The sequence below is a fragment of the Paenibacillus sp. FSL W7-1332 genome (assembly GCF_037969785.1).
GTDB lineage: Bacteria > Bacillota > Bacilli > Paenibacillales > Paenibacillaceae > Paenibacillus_AQ.
The window spans coordinates 266,806-291,531 of sequence record NZ_CP150209.1; the positions used below are offsets into that span (position 1 = coordinate 266,806).

At 50.8% G+C, this 24,726-nt stretch carries 12 protein-coding genes, 2 pseudogenes and 1 other annotated feature; of the genes and pseudogenes, 11 read left to right on the forward strand and 3 right to left on the reverse strand.

Annotation, left to right across the window (positions count from 1 at the left end; translation table 11 throughout):
• The first annotated feature begins 26 nt into the window (after positions 1–26).
• The 10 genes and pseudogenes from MKX98_RS01280 (at position 27) to metG (ending at position 19,040) form a co-directional block, all read left to right on the forward strand.
• Positions 27–1,670 (forward strand): sugar ABC transporter substrate-binding protein, encoded by a 1,644-nt coding sequence (locus tag MKX98_RS01280; protein ID WP_220686955.1) that lies wholly within the window; start codon positions 27–29, stop codon positions 1,668–1,670.
• Between the two features lie 111 nt (positions 1,671–1,781).
• A complete protein-coding gene (locus MKX98_RS01285; RefSeq protein WP_339220954.1) occupies positions 1,782–3,125 on the forward strand; it encodes a glycoside hydrolase family 30 beta sandwich domain-containing protein in 1,344 nt (447 codons plus the stop codon).
• A gap of 190 nt (positions 3,126–3,315) precedes the next feature.
• Positions 3,316–5,028 carry a PrpR N-terminal domain-containing protein gene (locus tag MKX98_RS01290; protein WP_339220956.1) on the forward strand — a complete coding sequence of 571 codons (1,713 nt, stop codon included), beginning with the start codon at positions 3,316–3,318 and terminating at the stop codon, positions 5,026–5,028.
• Positions 5,029–5,266: 238 nt separating this feature from the next.
• Complete coding sequence (locus MKX98_RS01295) at positions 5,267–6,256, forward strand: 2-keto-3-deoxygluconate permease (protein ID WP_071219527.1); 990 nt, start codon at positions 5,267–5,269, stop codon at positions 6,254–6,256.
• A gap of 15 nt (positions 6,257–6,271) precedes the next feature.
• Entirely contained in the window at positions 6,272–7,573 is a 1,302-nt protein-coding gene (locus MKX98_RS01300) for a four-carbon acid sugar kinase family protein (protein ID WP_339220958.1), read from the forward strand.
• Positions 7,570–8,574, forward strand: coding sequence for a 4-hydroxythreonine-4-phosphate dehydrogenase PdxA (pdxA, locus tag MKX98_RS01305; RefSeq protein ID WP_339220960.1), 1,005 nt, complete (start codon positions 7,570–7,572; stop codon positions 8,572–8,574). Before MKX98_RS01300 ends, pdxA begins: the two co-directional genes overlap by 4 nt.
• Before the next feature lie 1,064 nt (positions 8,575–9,638).
• Positions 9,639–10,652, forward strand: a pseudogene (locus tag MKX98_RS01310) (Ig-like domain-containing protein); the annotation flags it as partial.
• 582 nt (positions 10,653–11,234) lie between these two features.
• Positions 11,235–11,699 (forward strand): annotated as a pseudogene (locus MKX98_RS01315) (DUF11 domain-containing protein); the annotation flags it as partial.
• 474 nt (positions 11,700–12,173) lie between these two features.
• Positions 12,174–16,682 (forward strand): isopeptide-forming domain-containing fimbrial protein, encoded by a 4,509-nt coding sequence (locus MKX98_RS01320; protein WP_339224277.1) that lies wholly within the window; start codon positions 12,174–12,176, stop codon positions 16,680–16,682.
• Between the two features lie 402 nt (positions 16,683–17,084).
• Positions 17,085–17,353, forward strand: a binding site (T-box leader).
• A gap of 46 nt (positions 17,354–17,399) precedes the next feature.
• Positions 17,400–19,040, forward strand: coding sequence for a methionine--tRNA ligase (metG, locus tag MKX98_RS01325; protein WP_194540428.1), 1,641 nt, complete (start codon positions 17,400–17,402; stop codon positions 19,038–19,040).
• A 1,006-nt stretch (positions 19,041–20,046) separates the two neighbouring features.
• Here the strand turns inward: metG and MKX98_RS01330 are convergent.
• Together MKX98_RS01330 and MKX98_RS01335 are read right to left on the reverse strand one after the other, a co-directional pair.
• Positions 20,047–20,901 carry an alpha/beta hydrolase gene (locus MKX98_RS01330; protein WP_339220962.1) on the reverse strand — a complete coding sequence of 285 codons (855 nt, stop codon included), beginning with the start codon at positions 20,899–20,901 and terminating at the stop codon, positions 20,047–20,049.
• Between the two features lie 337 nt (positions 20,902–21,238).
• Positions 21,239–22,357, reverse strand: coding sequence for an ATP-binding protein (locus MKX98_RS01335; RefSeq protein WP_194540430.1), 1,119 nt, complete (start codon positions 22,355–22,357; stop codon positions 21,239–21,241).
• A 165-nt stretch (positions 22,358–22,522) separates the two neighbouring features.
• On the opposite strand from MKX98_RS01335, the gene MKX98_RS01340 reads away from it, so the two are divergent.
• Positions 22,523–23,476, forward strand: coding sequence for a GNAT family N-acetyltransferase (locus tag MKX98_RS01340; protein ID WP_339220965.1), 954 nt, complete (start codon positions 22,523–22,525; stop codon positions 23,474–23,476).
• Positions 23,477–23,665: 189 nt separating this feature from the next.
• On the opposite strand, the gene MKX98_RS01345 is transcribed toward MKX98_RS01340, so the two are convergent.
• The gene (locus MKX98_RS01345) at positions 23,666–24,724 is read right to left on the reverse strand and encodes a hypothetical protein (RefSeq protein ID WP_339220967.1); all 1,059 of its coding nucleotides are present in this window, start codon (positions 24,722–24,724) and stop codon (positions 23,666–23,668) included.
• Positions 24,725–24,726 lie beyond the last annotated feature (2 nt).

The window sequence follows — 24,726 nt, forward strand, 5'->3', positions numbered from 1 at the left end:
CTTTTATTAAAAGGGAGGGTTACAGGATGTTGATGAACAAAGCATTTGGCAAGAAAGGACTTACGCTGATTACGGCATTGATGGCGGTTGTGCTGGTTGTGAGCGGCTGCGGCGGGTCTGGCGGGAATTCCGGCTCCAAGAAGGAAAATTGGGTTTCGATCGAGGATCGTTATACACCGAATGCCGAGACGCCGGCTTGGCAGCTGGATAAAAAAGAAGAGACAACGGAGCTTACGTGGTACGTGAATGCGGATTGGTGGAATACGGATTTTGGCAAGGACGTTGTAACTAAAAAGATTAAGGAAGACCTGAACATCAACATCAAATTTATCACGGGTGACGACACCAAGCTGAATACGTTTTTTGCCGGCGGGGACATGCCGGATCTGATTACAACGTTTGACTCCAATTCTCCGGTTGTGCAGAAGGCGGCGACATGGGCGCTGCCGCTGAACGATCTGGCCGAGAAATACGACCCTTACTTCAATAAAGTAGCGGCGCAGGATACCCTCAACTGGTTCCAATTGAAGGATGGCAAGACGTACGGATATCCGAACTACTCCAATACCCAGGAGGATTATGACAGCGGTAACATTCCGGCCAAAACGGCATTTATCATCCGCAAGGATGTTTACGAAGCGTTAGGTAAGCCTGCTATGGGAACGCCGGAAGAATTCCGGACCGTTCTTGCTGATATCAAGAAGCAATTCCCTGCTCTGATTCCACTTGGATTCAACTCCATCGGCGAAGGAACGGGCTCGCTTGGCGACGTGCTGCAGGATTTCATTGGCGTACCGCTGGAGGAGAATGGCGTTTTCTATAACCGTAATCTGGATGAAGATTATCTGACTTGGGTGAAGGCGTTCAATACCGTATATCGGGACGGCGCGATCAGCGATGACAGCTTTGCCGATGACGGAACGGCTTTTGAAGAGAAGGTAAAGGCGGGCAAATACGCAACGATCATGCTGGACGGCACGCCGCAGCAGGGCGGAAACCTGCAGAGCTTCTACAGCAACAACAAAGGCAAAGAATACATCGCAATTGACGGACCGCAAAGCACGGCAGGACGCCAGCCGACGTTGAATCAATCCGGTATCACCGGCTGGATGATCAGCTTCATTACGAAAAATAATGCAGATCCTGCCAAGTCGATTCAGCTCTTCACCTACCTGTTAAGCGAAGAAGGACAAATGCTGATGAATTACGGCATCGAAGGCGAGACCTACCAGGTGAATGCAGATGGAACGGTGGAGTTCATCCCTGCCGTAAAGGATCTTCAGATGAACAATCCGGATACCTTCAAAAAGGATTACCGCATGGGCGAATTTATGTTCTTCGGGCATGACCGCCATAAAGCGCTGAGCGGGGATGCGTTCCCGGATGCGATCAAGCAAATGCAGGAATGGGGCAAAGGCAAGCTGACGCCGCACTTTATTTTGGAGAACATCAACCCGGATCAGGGAACACCGGAAGCACGCTCCCTGACGGCCATCAATACGAAATGGAACTCCACGCTCGTCAGCATGATTCGTTCCAAGGACGACGCAGCCTTCGATAGTCTCTTGAACGAATATAAAAAGTTCCTGGACGATAACAACTGGGATAAAATCGTCGAAGTCCGCAACGAAAAGATGAAGGCGAACAAAGAGAAGCTGGGGCTGAAATAACTCTAGGGTAATGGTAGGGAGGGTCCCCTTCTTGACAGGAGAGGGGCTCTTCCAAAGTTATCTTCAGTAGGCCATGGATAGGAAGACACAAGAAAGCTGGAGGGAAACAACATGCTGAACATCACCATCTACCAGTCAAACGGGGAAGAAGAATTATTCGTGAAGAAAGACAAGGCACAGCTGACACCCGTAACTACGGGTGCACAGCAGCATACGGTTGTCATCGATGAGGAGCAGACGTTTCAGGAGATGGACGGCTTCGGCGCGTCCTTCACGGACTCCGCTGCTTATCTGATCCATCAGGTGCTGGATGCGACGCAGCGTTCAGAGCTCATGAAGCAGCTCTTTGATCCCAGCGAAGGGATCGGATTATCTGTACTCCGCCAGCCGATGGGGGCATCCGATTACGCGCGTGACTTCTACAGCTATAATGATATGCCCGAGGGTCAGACGGATGTAGAGCTGGAGCATTTCTCCATTGCGCATGACGAGGAAGACGTTATTCCTCTCCTGCAGGAAGCGCTCCGCTTGAATCCGGACGTCAAGCTGATGGGTTCTCCATGGAGCCCGCCCGGCTGGATGAAGACGAGCGGGTCGATGATCGGCGGAGAGCTGAAACCCGAATACTATTCGGTGTACGCTAATTATTTTGTGCGTTACATTCAGGGGTATGAAGCCAACGGGCTGCCAATCTATGCAATCACGCCGCAAAATGAGGCATTGTACTCGCCTGGTCATTATCCCGGCATGCTCATGCTGCCCGAGGCGCAAAGCGATTTCATCAAGAATCATCTGAAGCCGCAATTCGTGAAGAACGCTATCGATACGAAAATCCTTTGTTATGACCATAACTGGGACAAGCCGGACTACCCGTTGACCGTTTTTGAGCAAGCGGGAGACGCTGTGGATGGCGTCGCTTGGCACTGGTACGGCGGCAAGCCGTCGGCCCAATCCGAAGTGTTCGATGCATTCCCGGGGAAAGAGGTTCATTTCACGGAAGGATCGGGCGGGGAGTGGATCCCGCCGTTTGAACAGGCCTTCTCCAATGTAATGCGAAACGGAATCGAGATACTCCGCAATCACAGTAAATCCTACGTGCTGTGGAATATGGCGCTGGATGAGAAGAACGGCCCTACCGTTCCGGGCTTTGGAAAAAGCACCTGCCGCGGCATAGTCACGGTAAATCAGCAGACGAAAGAGCTTACCTATACGCTGGACTACTATGCGCTGGCGCATTTTAGTAAGGTGATCCGTCCGAAAGCGGTTCGCATTGCTTCTACCAGCGCTGATTCCATCCGTTCGGTAGCATTCAAGAACACGGATGGATCGATTGCCGTTGTGTTGTTTAACGACAGCGAGCAAGAGGAGAGTACTTCACTGCGCTTGCGAGGAATGGAACACCTTAACCTCAGCCTTGCGCCGAAAAGCGCTGTGTCCGTTTTAATAGAGGCGTAAGGTTGAGATAAATAGTTCACAGGTTAGATATTAGATAAGATAAAGGCACCCTAGTCGGCGCCGTCGGCCTTTTTGGTTGATGGTTGCCTTGGCAGGGGTGTCTTTTCATATATAGAGTTGGTTATTTCATATAGAAACGGTAGAATAATAACAAGAATAAGGTTGACCAAAGAAAATACAGGTGACAATCATGACCATTAAAACGTTATTTATTGCTCCGTATCCCGCAATGAGCCATTTAATAGAAGAATGCCGGAAGGAAGAGCCGGAGCTGGAAGTGCGAGTCGAGGTCGGCAATTTGTTAGAAGCGGTTCCTCTGGCAAAGGAAGGCGAACGCCTGGGATATGACGTGATCATTAGCCGGGGCGGTACGGCTAAGCTGATCGAACCCGAGGTGCGCATTCCCGTTATCGATGTCCATGTTTCAGGTTATGACATGCTGCGCGTGCTTACCTTAGCCAATCATTTTCCGGGCAAAAAAGCCATTGTGGGCTTCTCTAATATTACGCTTGGAGCCAAAGCCATTACCGATGTGCTGGATATCGAGGTTGACGTGTTCACGGTAGAGAAGGCGGAAGAGGTGGACCGGCTGCTGGAGGATCTGAAAGCGAAGGGCTTCGAATTAATCATGGGCGATGTGGTAACGATAGAGGCAGCGGCCAAGCACCATTTGGAAGGGATTCTGATCCAATCCGGGCGCGAGGCCATCTTCGATGCGTTTCAAAAGGCCAAATCCGCGTTTCGGTTGCATGAACGGACGCAGTGGGAAATTTCCTTTCTGCAAGCGTTGCTGGAGGAAACGGCTGCGAACCTTGCCGTATTGGACGCAGAGGGACAGGTTGTATATGAACAATGGCCGGATTATGGTTCCTGTCCGCTCCCGGTGGAAGCCTTGCAAGCCGATCTGCGGCTAAACCGGGAGGCGGAAGCCTCAGTCCTTATTCAGGATGACGGAACCCGGAAGCTTAAACAGAGAAGGACGCTGAAAGTAATACAGGGACAGCGGTACTACCTGTACACTTTTTCCGAGATGCAGCAAAATGGGGGGGCTGCAGGCTATCATGTCGAGGCCGTGACCCAATTGCCGATGTTGATATCGCAAAGCGAGGCGATGCGCGGCTGCCTGCAGCGGATCGAGGACCATCTGGACAGCCGTGCCTTGATACTCATCGGCGAAGCCGGTACAGGCAAGCAGCTGCTCTCCCGGTATATTCATTACCGAAAGAACGAAGGTCGGGGCTTGTATGTCCGGCTTACCGGAAAGCAGGCTGTGGCTTTGTCGGAAAACCACGAAAAGGAAGCATGGGACAGCGATATCCGCACGCTATATATCCATGGATTGGATTCGATCGATCCGCAAGAAATGGCGGATTTGAAGCAGTGGATGAACGAGATGAAAAACAGGGCGTGCACGATGATCCTCTCGCTGGAAAAGGACGATTCGAATTATCATCCCCTCCTGCTGGATGAGGAGGCGGCAAGGATTGCCGTGCCGTCTCTGCGCGAGCGTAAGGACGACATCAAACCATTGGTGACTTATTATATTGCCTCCTACCATGGCACGCTTGGGACTTCACCGATCAAGATTAAGGATGAAGCGATTCAGCTGCTGACCCAGTACGATTGGCCGGGCAACGTGTCGGAGCTGAAAATCCTGCTCCAGGACGCAGTGACGGAGGAGAAGGGTTACGTGATCGGCAAGCCGCTCATTTCCCGGCTTCTTGCCAAGAAGGAAGGTCATCCGTCAGCTGCGATGAGCCCCGAGTTTCTTCATGGTACTTTGGATGAGATCGAGAAGAGGATCATCGACGCGATTATGGAGGAAGAACAATTTAATCAGACGAAGGTTGCGGAGCGGCTGGGTATCAACCGTTCGACCCTGTGGAGAAAGCTGAAACAATAGTTTCAGCTTTTTTTGTTTTGCGATCAATAGATCCCTCCGTTTCGGCAGATATTAGGATAAAGAGGAATTTATTTCAATAAACTAGCGGCAACACAACAATTGATTGTTTAAATTTGCAACAATTAATCTTTAATATGTTGCAAATTTAATTGTATGCACTTACAATAAACCCTGCAAGCGATTTCAACATGAGATCAATGTTTAATATTGAAACAATTATTAAAGGGGTGTTACAATAATGAAGATTAAAGCGACGTTGGATCGGATTCCTGGAGGTATGATGGTGGTACCGTTGCTTATTGCAGCAGTCATCAATACCTTTGCACCGGATCTACTCCGGATCGGGAATTTCACGGAGTCTTTATTTGTAAACGGTTCAAGTACATTGATCGCGTTGTTCCTGCTCTGTACGGGGGCACAGATTAACGTCAAGTCCTTTGGCGTATCCGTCGGAAAAGGGGCCACGCTGCTTGTCACGAAGTGGGTGGTCGGCGCAGCGTTCGGACTGATCGCTTACCTGTTTGCCGGAGAGAATGGATTGTGGCTGGGTCTGGCGCCAATTGCCGTCATTGCGGCAATGACCAACAGTAATGGGGGATTGTTCGTAGCTTTGGTAGGCCAATACGGCAGTAAGGAAGACCGAGCTGCGTATTCGCTGCTTGCCCTGAATGACGGACCCTTCCTCACCATGGTTGCGTTATCAATCTTCGGTGCCATGGGATTCGTGGACGGCATGTTCTCCTTTGTATCCTTCATCTCGGTTCTTCTTCCGATTATTGTAGGGATGGTGCTGGGTAATTTGGATGAGGAGATGCGCAAGTTTTTGGACAAAGGCAGCTCCATGCTGATCCCGTTCTTTGCATTTGCGCTCGGAATGGGCATTGATTTCGGAGCGATCGTGGATGGCGGCTTGTCAGGTATCATTCTTGGACTGCTGACGGTCTTCGTTACAGGTACCGCAGGATACTTTGTGTTTAAAGCGTTGAAATGGAATCCGATCGTGGGGGCAGCGGAAGGCTCCACAGCCGGTAATGCCGTGGCTACGCCTGCTGCAATCGGGGCGGCGAATGCATCCTTTGCGGCATTTACCGATATCGCGACGGTGCAGGTCGCAGCGTCCGTGGTAACGACCGCCATCCTGCTTCCTTTATATGTCGGGTTTTTAGTGAAGCGTCTAGAGAAGAAAGGGCACTCATTTGATACAAATACAGCAGATGCCGAATCATAGAAGGTGTGATGAAATGTGATAAAACAAATTGGAATCATCGCGGACGATCTGACCGGTGCGAATGACTCGGGTGTACAATTGGCGAAGAAAGGGCTGGTTTCCACCGTCGTCTTCGATCATCGCCATTACCGTCAGGACACCCGTGCCGAAGTGTTGATCGTGGATACGGATAGCAGGGCGAAACGCAGCGTGGACGCCTATGAGGCGGCGTATGAAGCCGCTCAATTCCTTGAAGAACAGGGCTGCCGCCACATCTACAAGAAGCTGGATTCGACCTTGCGCGGGAATGTTGCAGAGGAACTGCGGGCGGTGCAGAAGGTATTCCAGCCGGACTTGGTGCTGATCGCCCCGGCTTTTCCCAAAATGAACCGTACGACGGTACAGGGACATCACTATGTTCAAGGTGTACTGATCACGGAGACGGAGTTTGCCAAGGATCCCAAAACGCCCGTCATGGAAAGCTATATCCCGAAGCTGCTGCAGAGGGAAGGAGAGCCTGAGGCGGTGCTGGTTTCATCAAGTCAAGTGCGGCAGCCCGCCGCGCAATTTCTGCCATGGGTCCAATCCAAGCTGGCTGAAGGTCGAACCTGGTTTGTATGCGATAGTGAGACGGAAGCGGATTTACAGGCGATAGCGGGGTTATTTTCACAGCTTGATAGGAAGATTGTGTGGGCCGGTTCCGCCGGATTAATCGAGTACTTGCCGGAAGCGTTGTCCCTGACCTCCTTGGAGGAGGGGAGCCAAGACTGGGCCCAGGCGGATAAAGCGCTGATTGTATCAGGTAGCTTGTCCCAAACGACCCGGCGGCAGCTTCGTGCCGTCAAGGGCATGCCCGGCTCGTTGATGCTGGAGATCGATCCGGCCGCGCTGATTCGTGAAACTTACGACACAGTAGATATCTTGCAGCAAATCGCTCAGGATATGGACAAGCGGTATTTGGTCCTGTACGTCGACGCTTCGGAAGATAACCGCAGGCTGGCAAAAGAAGCAGGGGATGAGCGGGGATTATCTCCAACCGAGGTAAGCGAAGCGATCTCGCTGGGACTCGGAAGAATGACAAAGGCCATTTTACAGGCATACGCTGAGATCCAAGGGTTGGTATTAACCGGCGGTGATACGGCTAAGGCTATCTGTATGGAACTTGGCATGGGAGAAATGCAGCTGTATTCGGAAATAGAACCCGGCCTGCCGTTCGGAAGGCTTCAGGGCGTGGGAAAAGGCTACTGGACCGTCACCAAAGCCGGGGGCTTCGGAAATGATGAATCCCTTGTAGATTCCTTGCACTATATAACAAATAAGAAAAAGGTGAGAACATGAGCCAGCATAAACCGGTTATCGGGATTACCATGGGAGACGCCGCAGGCGTAGGTCCTGAAATTATACTCAAAAGCCTCATGAATGAGGAGATGTATCATATCAGTCACCCGGTTGTGATCGGGGACGTGAAGATATTGGAGCGGGCAAAGACCTTCGTGGGCAGTGACTTGACTATCGAAGCGATTACTGCCGATGAGCTCGAGCAGGTTGACTACCGTTTTGGCACGGTTCATGTGCTTGATCTGGATCTGCTGCCGGCGGACTTGCCGATTGGACGAGTTGCCCCGGAAGCCGGACACGCCGCGTTCAAATTTTTGGAGACGGCCATCGAATTGGCGAAGGACCATAAAATCCAGGCCATATGCACCGCTCCGCTGAATAAGGAAGCCCTGCATAAAGGGGGTCACAAATATCCGGGCCATACGGAAATTCTGGCGGATTTGACAGGAACCACGGACTACTCCATGATGCTGTCCGCGCCGAATCTGAAGGTTATTCACGTGACGACCCATGTCGGCATCCTCGATGCCGTCCGGTCGATTAATCCTGAGCGGGTATACCATGTCATCAAGCTTGCTCATGAGACGCTGCAGAAGTCCGGCATCGCCGCTCCGCGGATTGCCGTTTGCGGAATTAATCCTCATGCGGGCGAGAACGGACTGTTCGGATATGGCGAAGAGGAAGAGAAAGTCATACCGGGGGTTGAAAAGGCGCAGGCGGAAGGAATCGAGGTCGTAGGCCCGCTGCCGGCCGATACGCTGTTCTTCCGGACGGTTCGCGGTGACTTTGACATTGTAGTGGCCATGTATCACGACCAGGGACATGGTCCCGTCAAAGTGCTCGGTTTGGACGCAGGCGTCAACATTACCGTTGGTCTTCCGATTATCCGCACCAGTGTCGATCACGGTACGGCGTTCGACATTGCCGGCCAAGGCATCGCCGATGAGAAAAGCTTGATGGAAGCCATTCGTCAGGCGGCGGAGCTGGCGCCTAAAGCGTAATGATGTTGCTGCTGGGCGGGGGTATAGCGGCACGTGTGCCTTTTTAATCAGAAGTGACTGCAGAAGTTTCGGCAGGAATCAGCTGTCCATGGCAAAAAGATGACTCCACCTGCGGGGTCATCTTTTTTATTGTTTCTTCATCCGAGATGTTTCAGTATGATTTCTCGCTAACATGAAAAACTCGATCAACGGCATGAAGGGAAAGGCCGTTTTGGTGATGTTTGGTAATAGAATAGCCGGCTGCTGCGAAAAAATCGCGGCTTTTTTGTACAACAAAACAAGCATCGTGCCTAAGACTCATTGAGCGAAGCATGGTCCTTTAGTCCGTTTAGCTCAACATGTATCTTTAGTAATGCTTTTCATAAATAGAAGATTAGAGGACTAGTAGTATCGAAATCAAATGATAGGTCCCACGTAGGGGAAGATTGGTATAATATGGCTGTTTTTTTCGCATGGGAAGGACATATGTAGAAGGATGTCGTATTCCCACACCATATATCTTTCTTAGTCGGTTACCGCGGGCAAGTCTTTTTTTGGAATAGCGTTTCAACAGAATGGCTTACCTTTCATGGTAACTCGCAAGCTTAACTGTCAGAGGGAGAGGGGTGATCATCCTTGTACAACTAACGGCTTGAAACGAATCGAGGACATCGGCTGATGTTTTGGTTCATGGCAATTAACGCGTTACATAATGATGCTAAAGGAGACCTCGTTACATACACAAGCGAAGTGATTCTTAAAGAGATCATGCAGGATTATTGAAAAAGGTTAGGTGTGTAGGGAATGGGGTGGAAACGTCGAATGTGCGCGATTTTCGGTAAAAACATGAAGGCGGGAAGCTAGTTGCCTTTCTCTTAACTTGCAACCAGCACCACTATGCCTTTTACCGCGCACCCGCCATAATGCAGCAGCTTTCACGGTTCGTGAAATGAAAGTGTATGCATGGTTTAATCGACGGATGAATTCATTTGACAGCATCGGAATGGCTCAAAAGCCTTCCCATTGAAGATAGGGAGGAAACAATGAAAAGAAAACCGATAATCAATCGGCGTTTTAAGTATTTGATGGCGGTTTTCATCATTTTGTTCGGTCAGCTTCTACCTCTGTACCCTAAACAGGCTGAGGCAGCTGCGGATAACTGGCTGAATTTTAAATATGATGGATTCTCCCAAGATACGGTCAATCAATTTACCTTGAATGGTAATGCCACGATTCCTCAAGGGCAAAATTTTATACGATTGACACAACCGACTACGTTACAGAGTGGCGCCGCATTTAACAATACTGCGCTGTGTCCTAGAGACAATTATTCATTCAGCACGGCCTTTTCTTTTAAAATGAGTAACCCGAGCGCTCAAGGCGCAAGCGATGGATTGACTTTTACGCTCCAGACTGGCACAACCAGTCAGAATATGAACGGTGGCGGCTTGGGATATTACGGCATTAGTCCGAGTTTTGCCGTTAAATATGACACGTTTAAAAACGATGTTTATAAGGATCCTTCTTCAAACTACGTTGGACTTGCGGTAAATGGAGACGTAGTGAATCAAGCAGGCTGGTATACCGATTTAGACAGCACCAGCTTCAAATTGTCTAACGGAACCCAGTACTATACGTGGATCGATTACAATAGTTCAACTCAGAAGGTTGAGGTATATCTGGGCACTTCGCCGGATCGGGCAAATGCCAGCAAGGTTTTAGACGTCAATGGCATCGATCTTAGTTCGATATTTGGCGGCCAATCGATTCATGCCGGTTTTACGGGATCAACAGGGTTGCCGAATTACGAGACGCATGATATCCATAGCTGGTATTTTGTGAATGCATACGCACCGATTGATACTCTCAATCCGAACAATACTTACAAAGTGAACGAGGCACCCGTTGTGCCGGATGATTCAAAAGTCGCCGCGGTAAATATGCCGGTCTCGGGACAAGTAATCGGCACCGACCCGGATGGAGATCCATTGACGTACGCCAAAGGCGCGACGGATCCTCAGAACGGAACTGTGACGGTTAATGCGGACGGAACTTGGTCGTATACGCCAGCACAAGACTTTATCGGTACTGATAGCTTCACCGTCATCGCCAATGACGGCAAATGCGCCACAGCCGAAGCTACGATTAACGTTGAAGTATCGGATTCGGTTCCTCCAACGACTCCGCAACCGCCTAATGCGTGTGGAGACCCAGTGGCCTTGATTAACGGCAGTTTTGAAGAAGGACCTGAACGAGGATCCTTTGATCCAGTCAACAGTCCTTTTATGTTCTATCAGGATGAAGTGCCAGGATGGATGACAACGGATACAGGTAATGGAGCCAATGTTCACTTAATTGAAATTTGGGATTACGCTCAGGGTTATCCTGATCCTGAAGTTAAGCAGCAACCGGCCCCTGTTGACGGTAATCGATATGCGGAGTTAAATGCCGTTGAGAACGGTATGTTATACCAAGACGTACCGACCACACCTGGACAGACAATCTATTGGAGACTCTCCCATAAGGGTCGGTATGGAGTGGATACGATGCAGGTTCGCATTGGTCCGGCAACAGACAATCCCTATGATACGGTTCAACAAAGACAAATGTCGTCAGGGAACACGGCGTGGGAAACCTATACAGGAACATATACCGTTCCAGCTGGACAAACGATCACTAGGTTTGGGTTTGAAGCCGTTTCGACATCCAGTGGATCAATCGGTTACGGCAACCACCTGGACAACATCTTCCTGGGAACCGAACCATGTGTTATCGCAGACAAATCCGTTTCTCCTGCTGGAGACGTTTTTGAAGGCGATGAACTCACCTACGAAGTCACAGTTAAAAATGAAGGTGGAGACGTTGCCGCCAATACGATCTTCGAGGATGTAATTCCAGAGGGCACAGAATATGTTCCAGGCTCCATGAAAATGGTGAGCGGGACTAATGCTAGTGATCTAACCGATGCAGATGATACAGATGCAGGGCACTTTGACGGCAGCAAGGTGATCATTAGGCTCGGGGATTTGCAGAATACCAAAGACTTGCCTGACGGCATCACGGTTCAATTCAAGGTGAAAGCATTATTCAGCCATGTCGGCCAGACAGTCACCAATAAAGCGGCTGTTGATTACAAGAACTTACTCATAGACAAGGATGAAACGACCGAGTCGAATGAGACGACGAGTCAAATTATCGAAAGAGAAGTTGTCAATGCCTGCACAAGACCCGTTGCATTAATTAACGGCAGTTTCGAGGAACCTGCTTATACGCCTGGTGATCCGAAAACCCCTACAGGTCCAGGGTATACATTCCCACAGGATGAGAACGTGCCGGGATGGCATACAACCGACTCAACAGGACGATATGACATTTTTGTTAAGAGCTTGATGGAGGCACCTGGGACTCCTGCTGGAAACAAACATGAGGTAATCCATGGTGAGCAGTTTGCAGAAATTAATAGCTTTGAGAATGCGACGTTATATCAGGATGTCGAGACTACTCCTGGACAAACCATTTATTGGCGCCTAGCTCATAAAGGTAGATTCGGCGTTGACACCATGGCTGTAAATATTGGTTCAGGCAATACGGCTCCGGGAGATCTTCCGACTGTTCGTACAATGTCAACCGATAAAGACGCATGGAAATATTATTCTGGAACTTACACCGTTCCGGCTGGCCAGACGGTAACACGATTTGGATTCGAAGCCATATCCTCTGCTGGCGGAAATATCACCGGTGGAAACTTCATTGATGATGTTTTCCTTGGAACCGAGCCGTGCGTCATAGCCGAAAAGTTCGTTTCCCCTGTAGGACAAGCCCTTGTCGGGGATGAGATTACTTACGAAGTCAACATCAAAAACGCAGGTGGAGACGTTGCCGCCAATACGGTATTTGAGGATGCAATTCCTGCGGGCACGGAATACGTTCCGGGTTCGTTGAAAATCGTAAACGGACCAAATGCTGGCGATCTAACCGATGCAGACGATCAAGATGCTGGACACTTTGACGGGCAAAAGGTAACCATCGAGCTAGGCGATTTGCCGAATACGACCAATTTGCCTGATGGTATTACCGTTCAATTCAAAGTCAAAGCATTATCCGACCGTGCGGGAGACTCCGTCTCCAATAAAGCGAATGTGGGGTATAAAAACCTACTCACTAATGAAGACGAAACAACCCCGTCCAATGAAGTAACAACATCTGTAGAGTACAGAGAACCAAAATTAGAAGCTAATAAAACAGCTGAACTGTTTGAAAAAGCTACCGGGAACACCGACGCAACGCATCCGGAAGTCGGGGACACGCTGCTCTACACGATTCAAACACGCAACACCGTTACAGGCAGCCTAGTGACCAACCTGACGATCTCGGACGTGATTCCAGCGGGTCTGGAATACGTACCGGGTACGTTGAAAGTCGACGATGTGCAAGTCACCGATGACCAAGATGGCGATAAGGGCCATTTCGTTAACGGTAAAATCTTCGGTCAGTTCGGAGATGTGACCGGTACCGGGTGGCACAAGGTGACGTTCCAGGTCAAAGTGCAGTCGGGGCAGGCCGGCAATGACATCCGCAACGTGGCTGAGGTAGATGGCGACAATGTCACCACACCGAGCACGCCGGAGCAAATGGTTGAGGTTTATCCGCGTGAAACTTCGCTGGAGTCCACGAAAACAGCGGAGCTGTTTGAAAAAGGTACCGGCAATACCGACGCCGCACATCCGGAAGTCGGAGACACGCTGCAGTATACGATTCAAACGCGCAACAACATCACAGATAGTCTAGTGAGAAACCTGACGATCTCGGACGAGATTCCAGCGGGTCTGGAATACGTAGCGGGTACACTGAAGGTCGACGACGTACAAGTTACCGATGATCAAGATGGCGACAAGGGCCATTTCGCAGACGGTAAAATCTTTGCCCAGTTCGGAGATGTTACCGACACCGAATGGTACAAGGTAACGTTCCAAGTCAAAATATTGCCAGGACAAGCCGGCAAAGTGATCCGCAATGTGGCTGTCGTGGACGGCGACAATGTCAATACGCCGAAAACACCTAGGGAAGAGGTGGAGATTTATCCTCACGCACCTTCTCTGGAATCCACGAAAACCGCGGAAATGCTTGAAAAAGCAGCCGGAAACACCGACGCCGCGAATCCGGAAGTCGGAGATACCCTGCTTTACACGATTCAAACGCACAACACGATCGAAGATAGTCTGGTAACCAACCTGACGATCTCGGACGAAATACCAGCTGGTCTGGAATACGTAGCGGGTACCCTGAAGGTCGACGACCTGCAAGTCACCGATGCTCAAGGGGACGACGCGGGCCATTTCGCTAACGGAAAAGTCTTCGCTCAGTTTGGGGATGTGACCGATACCGAGTGGCACAAGGTGACATTCCAAGTGAAGGTGCTGCCGGGTCAAGCCGGTAAAGACATCCGGAATGTAGCTGCCGTGGATGGCGATAATATCACCACGCCAAGCACGCCGGAGGAAGTCGTCGAGGTTTATCCGCGTGAAACCGCGCTGGAGTCCACGAAGACTGCGGAGCTGTTTGAAAAGGCAACCGGGAATACCGATGCCGCGCATCCGGAAGTCGGGGACACCTTGCTTTACACGATTCAAACGCACAACAAGAACGAAGATAGTCTGGTAACCAACTTGACGATCTCAGACGTGATTCCAGCGGGTCTGGAATACGTAGCGGATACGCTGAAGGTCAACGACGTACAAGTTACCGATGACCAAGATGGCGACAACGGCCATTTCGCTAACGGTAAAGTCTTCGCTCAGTTTGGAGATGTTACCGATACCGCATGGCACAAGGTGACGTTCCAGGTTAAAGTGCTACCGGGACAAGCCGGTAAAGACATCCGGAACGTAGCTGTGGTGGATGGCGATAATATCACTACGCCAAGCACGCCGGAGGAAGTCGTTGAGGTTTATCCACGCGAAACCGCGCTGGAGTCTACGAAAGCCTCTGAGCTGCTTGAAAAAGCGGCCGGGAACACCGACGCTGCACATGCTGAAGTCGGGGATACGCTGGAATACACGATTCAAACCCGCAACACCGTCTCTGATAGTCTGGTGACCAACCTGACGATCTCGGACGAGATTCCAGCGGGTCTGGAATACGTAGCGGGTACACTGAAGGTCGACGACGCAGCCGTCACCGATGATCAAGATAGCGATGCTGGTCATTTCGCGAACGGCAAAGTCTTTGCCAAGTTCGGAGACGTGACCGATACCAAGCCGCGTAAAGTGACGTTCCAGGTGAAAGTATTACCGGGTCAAGCCGGTAAGGACATCCGGAACGTGGCTGTGGTCGATGGTGACAACGTCACCACACCTAGCACGCCGGAGGAAGTCGTCGAGGTTTATCCACGTGAAACCGCGCTGGAGTCCACGAAGACAGCTGAGCTGCTTGAGAAAGCGGCCGGGAACACCGACGCTGCACATGCTGAAGTCGGGGACACCTTGTCTTACACAATTCAGACCCGCAACACCGCCTCCGACAGTCTGGTGACCAACCTGACGATCTCGGACGTGATTCCAGCAGGTCTGGAATACGTAGCGGGTACGCTGAAGGTCAACGACGTACAAGTCACCGATGATCAGGATGGCGACAAAGGCCATTTCGCAAACGGAAAAATTTTCGCCGGTTTCGGGGATGTTACCGACACTGAGTTGCGTAAAGTGACGTTCCAGGTGAAAGTATTACCGGGTCAAGCCGGCAAGAATATTATCAATATTGCGGCCATAGAGGGCGACAATGTTGGTACACCGGACAGACCAAGAAATGAAGTCGAAGTTTATCCGCGGAATCCGCAGATTGAAACAGATAAGTCTGTAACGAATACGAATGTAACCAAGGCCACGTATGAGGTCGGGGACACCATCACGTATACGATTCGTGTGAGAGGTGTTGTCAACGATACGTATCTGGAGAATCTGACGATTACCGATACGCTGCCAGCTGGGCTGGAGTACGTTCCAGGCAGCTTGAAAGTGAATGGTGTCACGGTCACGGATCCGAAAGACGATGACGCTGGTCATTCGGTTACCGGAGACGTATATGGCTCATTTGGCAATGTAAAGGATACCGACTGGCATACGCTGGAGTTCCAGGCCATCATTCTGCCGGGACAAGGCGGGCTGACAATCGAGAACACGGCACGGGTAACCGGCGATAATATCGATCAGCCAGGTGAACCGACGGAAAAAATGGTCGTTGAACCGGAACCGCCAGTAGAACCGCCAATCGATCCGCCAACCGATCCACCAGTCAACCCACCGGTAGATCCGGATCCACCGGTTACACCGCCTGTAACGCCGCCTGCTCCAGTGATGGAGTCACGGAAGACGTCGCGGGATCTCAATGGCGGCACTATCGCGGTCGGCGATACGCTGGAGTATACGATCTCTGCCCGCAATACCGTTGCCGGCAGCTATGTATCGAACCTGATGATTGCCGACATCCTGCCGGAAGGGCTGGTATATGTAGCAGGCAGTCTGAAGGTGGACGGCGTTTCCGTCACTGATCTCGCCGATGGGGACAAAGGCCAATACGTGAACGGCAAAGTGAGCGGTAACTTTGGACGGATTACGGATACCGAATGGCATACGATTACGTTCCAGGCAACCGTCAAGGCGGGACAAGCCGGTCATACGATCGAGAACATCGGTGAAGTTACAGGTGATAATGTGACTAGTCCGGAGAAGCCATCCAATGTCATCGAAGTAACGGACAACGAGAACAACAATGACAACAATACGAACCCGGGTGGAACGGGAGATTCCGACAGCGATTCAAATGAGGACCCGAACGGAAACTCGAACGAAGACACGGACGGAGATTCCAACGGGAACCCGGATGAAGACTCGAATGGAGACACCGACGGGGATTCGAATACCGGGGTACAAACACCGGACGATCATGACGATTCAACCTTAGGCGTATCGGATTCGACTCCACGAGATCCGGATCAATCCGGAGATCAGGGAACGAACGAGCCTAACAGAAATAAATTGCCGAATACAGCTACGAATATGTACAGTTTTATGTTAGCCGGGGCGATTATGCTTTTTGCAGGTTTGCTTCTGCTCAGAAGAAAAAAAGTATAGGCTAAAAAAGCCGCCCCCCAAGTGAATTGAACTTGAGGGGTGGTTTTTTTAATGTATAAGTAACCTTTTAGAGGAATAAGGTCTTGTAGGTATAAGGTGGTTTAGTCTCTCAGAGAGGGACACACTTCTTCGACTATCGAGACTTTCTGGACTGCCATATTATGTCCAGTTCTTGCTCTTACTCAGCGCATCCTTACTAAAAGAGTCCAAGTATATGTGTGCTTTGCACAGAGTAGTAAAAACGACATGACTCAAAGGAAGATAATACTGCAAAATCATGATCTCCGACACCTCAGCGCAGAGTCGAAGGAAGGGGTTTAAAACTCAGGCGGGCTTTTACTGTACCCACTTGACTTCAGAGCAGCGTTCGGGTATGATTTCCAGTAACTTGAATAACGTTAGACAAAAGCAATGAAGAGAAAGAGTACCTTGGCGACGTCTTTGAACAGAGAGCCCCGGCTGGTGAAAAGGGGTAAGGAAAGAACCTAGGGAATATGGTCTCTGAGCTGTGCACCGAAACCCTGTAGGGTAGTAGGCTGTGCCGGATCCCGCACCCGTTAACGTGCTAGGGTATACACGCGATACATGGCGTCGTACCCGAAGAGGTGAATGCCGCAAGGCATGAATGAAATTGGGTGGTACCACGTGAGCGGCAAGCTCTCGTCCCTTTTGGGATGAGGGCTTTTTTTGTTGTCTAAATAAAGGAGGAAGATTGACATGGCGAACATTTTTATCGGCGGTGCCTGGCCTTACGCTAACGGGTCCTTACATTTGGGGAGACTTGCAAGCCTCTTGCCCGGCGACGTGTTGGCACGTTATTTCCGCGCGAAAGGTGATCAAGTCCTGTACGTATCCGGTAGTGATTGTCATGGAACGCCTGTGGCGGTTCAAGCCATTCAGGAGGGCGTGGCTCCCGGGGATATTGCGGATCGGTACCATAGGGAGTTTGTGGATTGCTTCGAACGGCTGGGTTTCTCCTACGATTTGTACACGCGAACCGATCAGGCGTTTCATCACGCGGTAGTGCAGGAGTTGTTTCTGAAGCTGCTGGACAACGGACATCTGTACCGTAAAATCGTGCTGCAAACGTATTGCGAAACCGATCGACGGTTTCTGCCGGACCGCTATGTGGAAGGAGACTGCCCTGTATGCGGCAGCAGGGCCCGTGGCGATCAGTGCGACGCCTGCTCCACGATACTTGATCCGTCCGACCTGACGAACAGGACCTGCAAAATTTGCGGAAACCCTCCGGTGGAGCGTCCTACTGAGCATTTTTACGTATCGCTGTCGCATTTTCAGGGGGAGCTGACCAATGACCTGAATAACGCACAAGGCTGGCGGGACAATGCGGTGCAACTGACCCGCAGATATCTGGAGGAAGGCCTTCAGGATCGGGCGGCTACAAGGGATCTGACGTGGGGCGTAGATGTGCCTATTCCGGGATTTGAGGATAAGAAAATCTATGTCTGGATCGAAGCGGTAAGCGGCTATTTATCCGCCAGCAAACAGTGGGCCGCAGAGACGGGCGGTGATTGGGAATCCTTTTGGCTCAAGGGGAGGGATGGGATTACGGCTTACTATGTTCATGGGAAGGATAATATCCCGTTTCATACGCTGATCTGGCCAGCGCTGCTGAAGGGGACCGGTGACCTGCATTTACCGGACCGAATCATATCTTGCGAGTACATGACGCTGGAAGGGAAGAAGTTCTCGACCAGTCGGAATTGGGCGATATGGGTGCCGGATGTGTTAAGCCGTTATCAGCCGGACTCCATTCGTTACTTCCTCATTGCGAACGGACCCGAGAAGCGGGATACCGATTTCTCTTGGAGGGAGTTCATTCACAGTCACAATGGCGAACTGCTTGGCGCATTTGGGAATTTCGTCAACCGTACTTTGGTGTTTGTGAACAAATCGTTTGAGGGGAAAGTGCCCGAGGGCTGCATATCCGAAGAGTGGCAGAGCAGAGTTGAGGCATTGTATCGCGAGGCTGGGGCGCTTATTGAGGGTGGGCGACTGAAGGAAGCGTTGGAACGGATTTTTAGCACAGTGCGCCTGGCGAACAAATATTTTGATGAACGGAAGCCGTGGATTCAGGTCAAGGAGGATCATGAAGCGTGCCGGACAACGCTGTTTATTTGTGTTCAGATCATAGCCAATTTGGCGAATCTGCTGCAGCCGTTCATTCCATTTTCTTGCAATAGGATACGGGACTTTCTCTCGCTGGAGCAAGCGGCGTGGGAGTGGAGCCATGTTCCGGCTGGCAGGCCGATTCATGACGTAGAGCTATTATTCGAGCGGATCGATCCAAGCCGGATTGAGGAGGAGACGCGCAGGCTGGGGGAGCTGTCCCTCTAATGATAGGACTCTACGTTTCTCAAACTCCCAAAAGGCGAGTCGATGGAGTTGGGAGGCGCGAGGAGCTATTGTCGTTATGATGCAAATCGTACGATACCCTGGAGGTAAAATAGGAGCTGCATCAAGGATCTAGGGATCTGGAGACAAGGGATCTGGGTATCAAGGTATGGAGAGTTAAGGATAGGATCGAGGAAAGGAATCAAGATACCGGGAGTGAGGATTAAGTAATTAAGGTATGGAGAATCGAGAGTTGAGGATTGAGGAATTAAGTAATTAAGGTATCGAGCGCAGAGGATTGAGGAATCAAAGTATCAAGGCACCGAGAACGAGAATCGAGGAATCAAAGTATCAAGGCAACGAGAGCGAGAATCGAGGAATCAAAGTATCAAGGCAACGAGAGCGAGAATCGAGAATTAGGGAATTAAGGTATCAAGGTAACGAGAGTCGAAGTAAGGCATCGAGGGGCGACGGCTCAAGGACTCAATGCATCTAGGGTTTTTGATGGTCTGGTTTGTGTTTTAAAGGACAGTCGTTCCGCTATTTCTGTGTTTTTGGCCATTTCGTAGTGGTTTGAGGACATGAGATCCGCTATTCGCAAAATATTCCGGGATTTTTCCGTGAATGTGTTACATTAACGGATCCAGTGTCCGCAAGGTATCAAAAAACGATCGAATATCAGCAAATAGCGGATCCTGTGTCCGGATGATCTCAAAAACGGCTCAATATCCGCCAATAGCGGATTTTGTGCCCGCATGAACACAAAAACAGCCCAAGATATCAGCCAATAGCCTTCCATGTCCGTCTGGACTCAAAAAGGCGCAGTTCTCAGCGAAAAGAGCACCCATCCGCACACTGCAGTCGAAGCTGTATGAAGCGAGAGTTTCAAAAGATTACCGACTGAAACGCGCAAATAGATGGTGAGGAGCCCCCAGCAAGACGCAAGAGGAGCCCCCAGTGCTGAGGGCTCCTCTTCATTACAGTAACGCAAACGTTATATCTTCACGGGTTAGTTGTCCGTTTCATCAATCCAATCGGTCAATATGGCGTTAAACAGATCGGGCTCTTCAAACATCGGATTATGGCCGCTTTTTTCAAAAATGGCCTTCTTCACGTTGGCTTGCGAGCCGTTTATCGCATTCCAAAGCGATACGGGACTAACCAAGTAGTCGTACCGTCCAAGCCCAATAAGGACGGGCTTGGCAACCTCTTTCAGCGAATCGATCAGATTGAGCCGCGCGAAGGCTTCTCCCCATAAATGATCGATGACGGGCATGTTGGTGAAGACGCCTTCCCACATCCAGGCCGCATCATAGGCATAGTCATAGAAGCTGTGCGCTCCCATTCGGATGCACATATGAGCAAACCGCCGTTCAGGCTCCCTCTGGATATCACCCTCCAGCAGGGCGATATCCGCTTCAAACTGCCGTTTCCGCTCAGGACACGCCGTCTCATTGAAAAAAGCAAAGCTCTGCTGCTGCCGCTCCGGGCTGTTGGTCGGGGCGGTGTTCAGCAGGACTACCTTCCGGACGTGTTCCGGGTATTTTTTGGCATACTCCAGCGCCATGAAGGCGTGCCCCGAATGCCCCAATATAATAAAATCCTCCAGTTCCAGCGTTTGTCTTGCCGCTTCGATATCATCCAGAACCTTATCCAGTGTGTATTCTTCCGGCTCCAGTGTCCGAGGGGGCTTAACAAAGCCTCGATGGTCCAGGAAAATCAGTTGAAATGAAGTGTAGAGTTGTTCCGAAAACAAGCGGGGGTAGTAAATACTGCTTCCCACCACCAAAATGGGCCTGCCATTTCCACGAATGGAAACATTCAATGCAAATCCTTCGCTCATTACCGTACTCTGTATGTTCATGTTTATCGTCCTCGTTTCATTTTTTAAATTAAACGCACCATCCCCTTTCCTGTTCAGATTCCATTACATTCTCCATTGAACGGTTCCAACATTCTATCTCACCTCGATTAGCGTTCGTTCAAGCTCAGTATAGCACCAGACATGCGCTCGGTCGACAGCCATTCAAGCATGCCCCGGACCACACATAGCGTCTCTACATCCGGACCGGTATTCGTTCCAGGACCGTTGGTTCAGCCACGGTTTGCATATGCGGCATCTGCGCGTATCGCTGCTGTAAAAAACGCTGCTGTAAAAAGCATGGTGCAAAGGCTTCGAACTACCTATTCTCCAGCTCCCCTTATTCAGCCGTATTGCGGATCGTCAGGGTGATTCCAGGATAATCCGCGGCAATTGCGCTCTTACGCTCGATGATGCGGTTAATATCAAAGGCAGAGCTGAATAATTCGGGCTCAGGCTTGAATGTCACGCTGGTGCCCGTCTCTTGAGTCATGCCGACAATCAGAAGCCCGGTCTGCGGAATGCCGTGCCTGTACTCCTGCCGGTATATGCTACCGTCACGGCGAATTTCCACGGTCAGATGCTTGGAGAGAGCATTGACTACTGCGATGCTGATGCCCTTCTCCGCGCCGGGGGCCAGAAAGTGTGCGCTGGTGTTCAATCGGTGGACATCGGTTAGTACCGATTGTACGACTGGGATGTTGGAATTCGGAAGGGCCTGCACGGGAATGCCTCTCCCGTTATCGGTAACCGTCACGCTGCCATCCTCATGCAGGTAAATGCCAATCTGATCGCCATACCCACTCGTGTGCTCCAATATGGAATTTTCCACGACGGCCCAGAGCAGCTGATGAATATCGAAGCCGTGCGAAGTCCCAAAATACATCCCTGCATTGTTGCGGGTTTCGGTCATCTCCAGGTAATCGCTTGTATCGAGCAGATCGCCAGCAGCAGAGAGCAGCAGTAGGAACGGCAGGCTCCGATGCTTAGGAAGAGCGTACTTTCCGCCTTGCTCCTGTACAAGGAGATCCGCGCCGAGCAGCGCCTTGAGATGGTGATACAGCTGACCCGTCGTTCCCATATTCAAACGTTCTACCAGCTCGGTGCCGGATAGGGGCTCTGCCATGACGGCCTTTAAAATATCCAGGCGCTGCTTGTTGCCCAGTGCTGCGAGGATTTTGGCGGCCTTCTCGGTGTTCATGTCCAGCAATTGATCCATTCGCCGTTCCTGCGGCTCCCAGCGGATGTTTTGTCCATTCAGGTGCACTTGTCCGGAGTAGAAGACGGAGCCGTCCTCGGAGGCTGCTTTATATATCGTAGGTGTTGGCGAGATTTCTTGGCGGTGTTGGTTTGATGCGGAACCAGGTTTGCGTTCCATAAGGGCTTGATAGACAAGCTGCTGCAGTTCCGTCATTTGATTCTTTAAGACATCCATCTCATAAACCAGATCACGTGTCATGGGGAATCATCAACCTCGTTTTATCATCATTATGTTATTACGTAATTATTATATTACGTAATAACAACGCTGTAAACCCATAATAAGGAAAATAGTGCATGGTTAAGCGATTTGTTCGTCTATAGTTGTTTTTTATCTATTTTTATCATTCAGGGTCGTCTTACAATGAACGCAAAGGCTGGTGACATTCAATTGGGTGAAAGAATCATTCGGAATTTTAGGCAGGGCGATATGCCTCTGCTGGGGGAGCTGTATCAGGCGGTATCCGCAGCGAATGCGCTGTTTTGGTGGGTAGGTGACCAGGAGAATTGGGGTAATGTGTTCTGTGCTATTGAAGACGGGAAGATGGTGGCCAAGGGACAGGTGGGCATTATTAACGTGATCCCGCCGGGATGTGCGCCTAACTGCAAGCATCACATTTATGTGAATCTCAAGGCTGTACCTCAGCGGGAGCGGGATTATGATCTTCTAGGTGAAATGTATAAGATGCTCTATGAACATGCCCTTGTGTTAAAGAGGACGCTGCCGAAGATGTACGGGACGTATTTGTGCGTGGGCAATTATGTTCATGAGATCGCCAATAATGCTTTTTTTACTGAGGAAATCGGATTTCAGCCGCTGGAGAAGCTGTATACCATGAAGCGGTCACTTGAGGAGCCTTTACAAGCCTTGCCGTTAGATGATCGCTATCGCTATCGATTATGGAGGATGGAGTCTGCGGAAGAGGAAGAGATGTATCTAAAGCTCGAGGCCGAGGTTTGGCCGGAAGCGCCGCTGGGGCTTGAACGCTTACGGGAATATAAAGAGCATCCCGGCTGGACTGCGATGAATGTCCTGGAAGGGGACATGATTATAGGCAGTACCATGGCATGGCTGGAAGAGGGGAACGTCGGCGTGATTGAAGATGTGTTTGTGAGAGAGCCGTGGAGACAACGGGGAATCGCCAAACATCTGCTCTACCGTGCCATGTCCTATCTTCAGGCTCAAGGATCCACCTCGGTAAAACTTGAAGTGAAGGCAGCCAATGAAACGGCGTTGTCACTCTATCAGTCGGTTGGCTTTGTCAAAGACCAAGAGGAGCACCGATTTTATCTGCCTCTGCAGGAGGAAGGCCGCTAATAAGTGTTCGACGGCCATGCGTGCGTCAAGCATGTAGGACGGTCATCCAAGCATGTTGGTTGACAGCCATCGAAGCATCCCCCCGTGCACTTATCGTACGCACAGGATATCATACGCACGATGGGATAAAACAAAAACCACGCACGGATCAATCCTGGCGTGGTTTTTTGTATATGAAATTTAGGAAAGTTATGAGGTCGATTCCCGCCCGCCTGTCACATTCGGATTGGCATCCAATATGCTTTCCGTGACGCTCCACAGTTTCGGCAGGAAATGGAGAACCTCGTCTGCCCGCTGCAGCAGGTCATCGGTGGAAGTTATGCCGAGATCCGCAAGGATCGCATCAAAAGGAGGGGTATACTGCTCCTGAAACTCAGGAGTCCCGTCGACCTCCAATATGTTGTGGCAGCGAGCGAAGGTAGCCACCATCCAGAAGACGGCTTCCCTATGGCTTCCGTTTAGGATCAGCTCGCGGCTGCCGTCAATGGCAATTGCTCTTGCATCCGGCGTAATGTCACTGCTGAAGAAGAAGGGGGTCTTCGCAATCGCAGACGCGGCATCGAAGGTTCGGGCCAATCCATTGAGATGAATCATGGCTTGTTCGGCACTCATGTCTTTACAGCCCAAAAGTCGTAACAGCTCCTCATATACCTCCTCTTGGTTATACTCCTTGAGGACATCGCGAACCGCTGCATAGCGGAGCCTGACCGTGGGGTTTCGAAGAGCGGCGACCAGGAGCATATGGGTAGTTACGCCGGTAGGGAACAGCCAAGAGGTAACCTGGCGATGCCAAGGGCCAGTAGGATCTATGGATCGGAGTCCGGTTATGATTCGTTCGCGCACGTTCTCACAGCGGCGGGTAACCCATATCCGGTCGGCAAAATGACGTGAAACCTCCGTCTGCAGCTTGCGCAGCTGCCCAGTCGGATCGGACATCAGGGTGTCTACACGGAAGCTGCCGGCAAGATGATAGGACGTTAATACCTGCTCGGGCGAGGCGAGATCCCGCCAGGACAGATAGGTGGCTTCGATCAAGGCGTCCTGGTAGATAAACTTTCCCAGCTTAAGAGGGGGCTCCGCATCCTGGGTAACGATAACGATGTCAATATCCGAGGACGGGTCCATCTCCGCCTCATCCGGCTTTCCGACTGTGGAGCCGCTAAAATAGGCACCCATGTATCCAGGCTCCCTGCTGGCATGCTGCAAGACCCAGTCCGTTGCCGCAGCGCGTGCTGATCCAACGTTCATTA

Bases quoted from the DNA above. Each gene is read 5' to 3' on its own strand.
- MKX98_RS01295 (WP_071219527.1), top strand. From the start codon at position 5,267: ATGAAGATTAAAGCGACGTTGGATCGGATTCCTGGAGGTATGATGGTG.
- MKX98_RS01345 (WP_339220967.1), bottom strand. From the start codon at position 24,724: ATGAACGTTGGATCAGCACGCGCTGCGGCAACGGACTGGGTCTTGCAG.
- MKX98_RS01290 (WP_339220956.1), top strand. From the start codon at position 3,316: ATGACCATTAAAACGTTATTTATTGCTCCGTATCCCGCAATGAGCCAT.
- pdxA (WP_339220960.1), top strand. From the start codon at position 7,570: ATGAGCCAGCATAAACCGGTTATCGGGATTACCATGGGAGACGCCGCA.
- MKX98_RS01285 (WP_339220954.1), top strand. From the start codon at position 1,782: ATGCTGAACATCACCATCTACCAGTCAAACGGGGAAGAAGAATTATTC.
- MKX98_RS01280 (WP_220686955.1), top strand. From the start codon at position 27: ATGTTGATGAACAAAGCATTTGGCAAGAAAGGACTTACGCTGATTACG.
- MKX98_RS01335 (WP_194540430.1), bottom strand. From the start codon at position 22,357: ATGACACGTGATCTGGTTTATGAGATGGATGTCTTAAAGAATCAAATG.
- metG (WP_194540428.1), top strand. From the start codon at position 17,400: ATGGCGAACATTTTTATCGGCGGTGCCTGGCCTTACGCTAACGGGTCC.
- MKX98_RS01340 (WP_339220965.1), top strand. From the start codon at position 22,523: ATGAACGCAAAGGCTGGTGACATTCAATTGGGTGAAAGAATCATTCGG.
- MKX98_RS01320 (WP_339224277.1), top strand. From the start codon at position 12,174: ATGTCAACCGATAAAGACGCATGGAAATATTATTCTGGAACTTACACC.
- MKX98_RS01330 (WP_339220962.1), bottom strand. From the start codon at position 20,901: ATGAACATACAGAGTACGGTAATGAGCGAAGGATTTGCATTGAATGTT.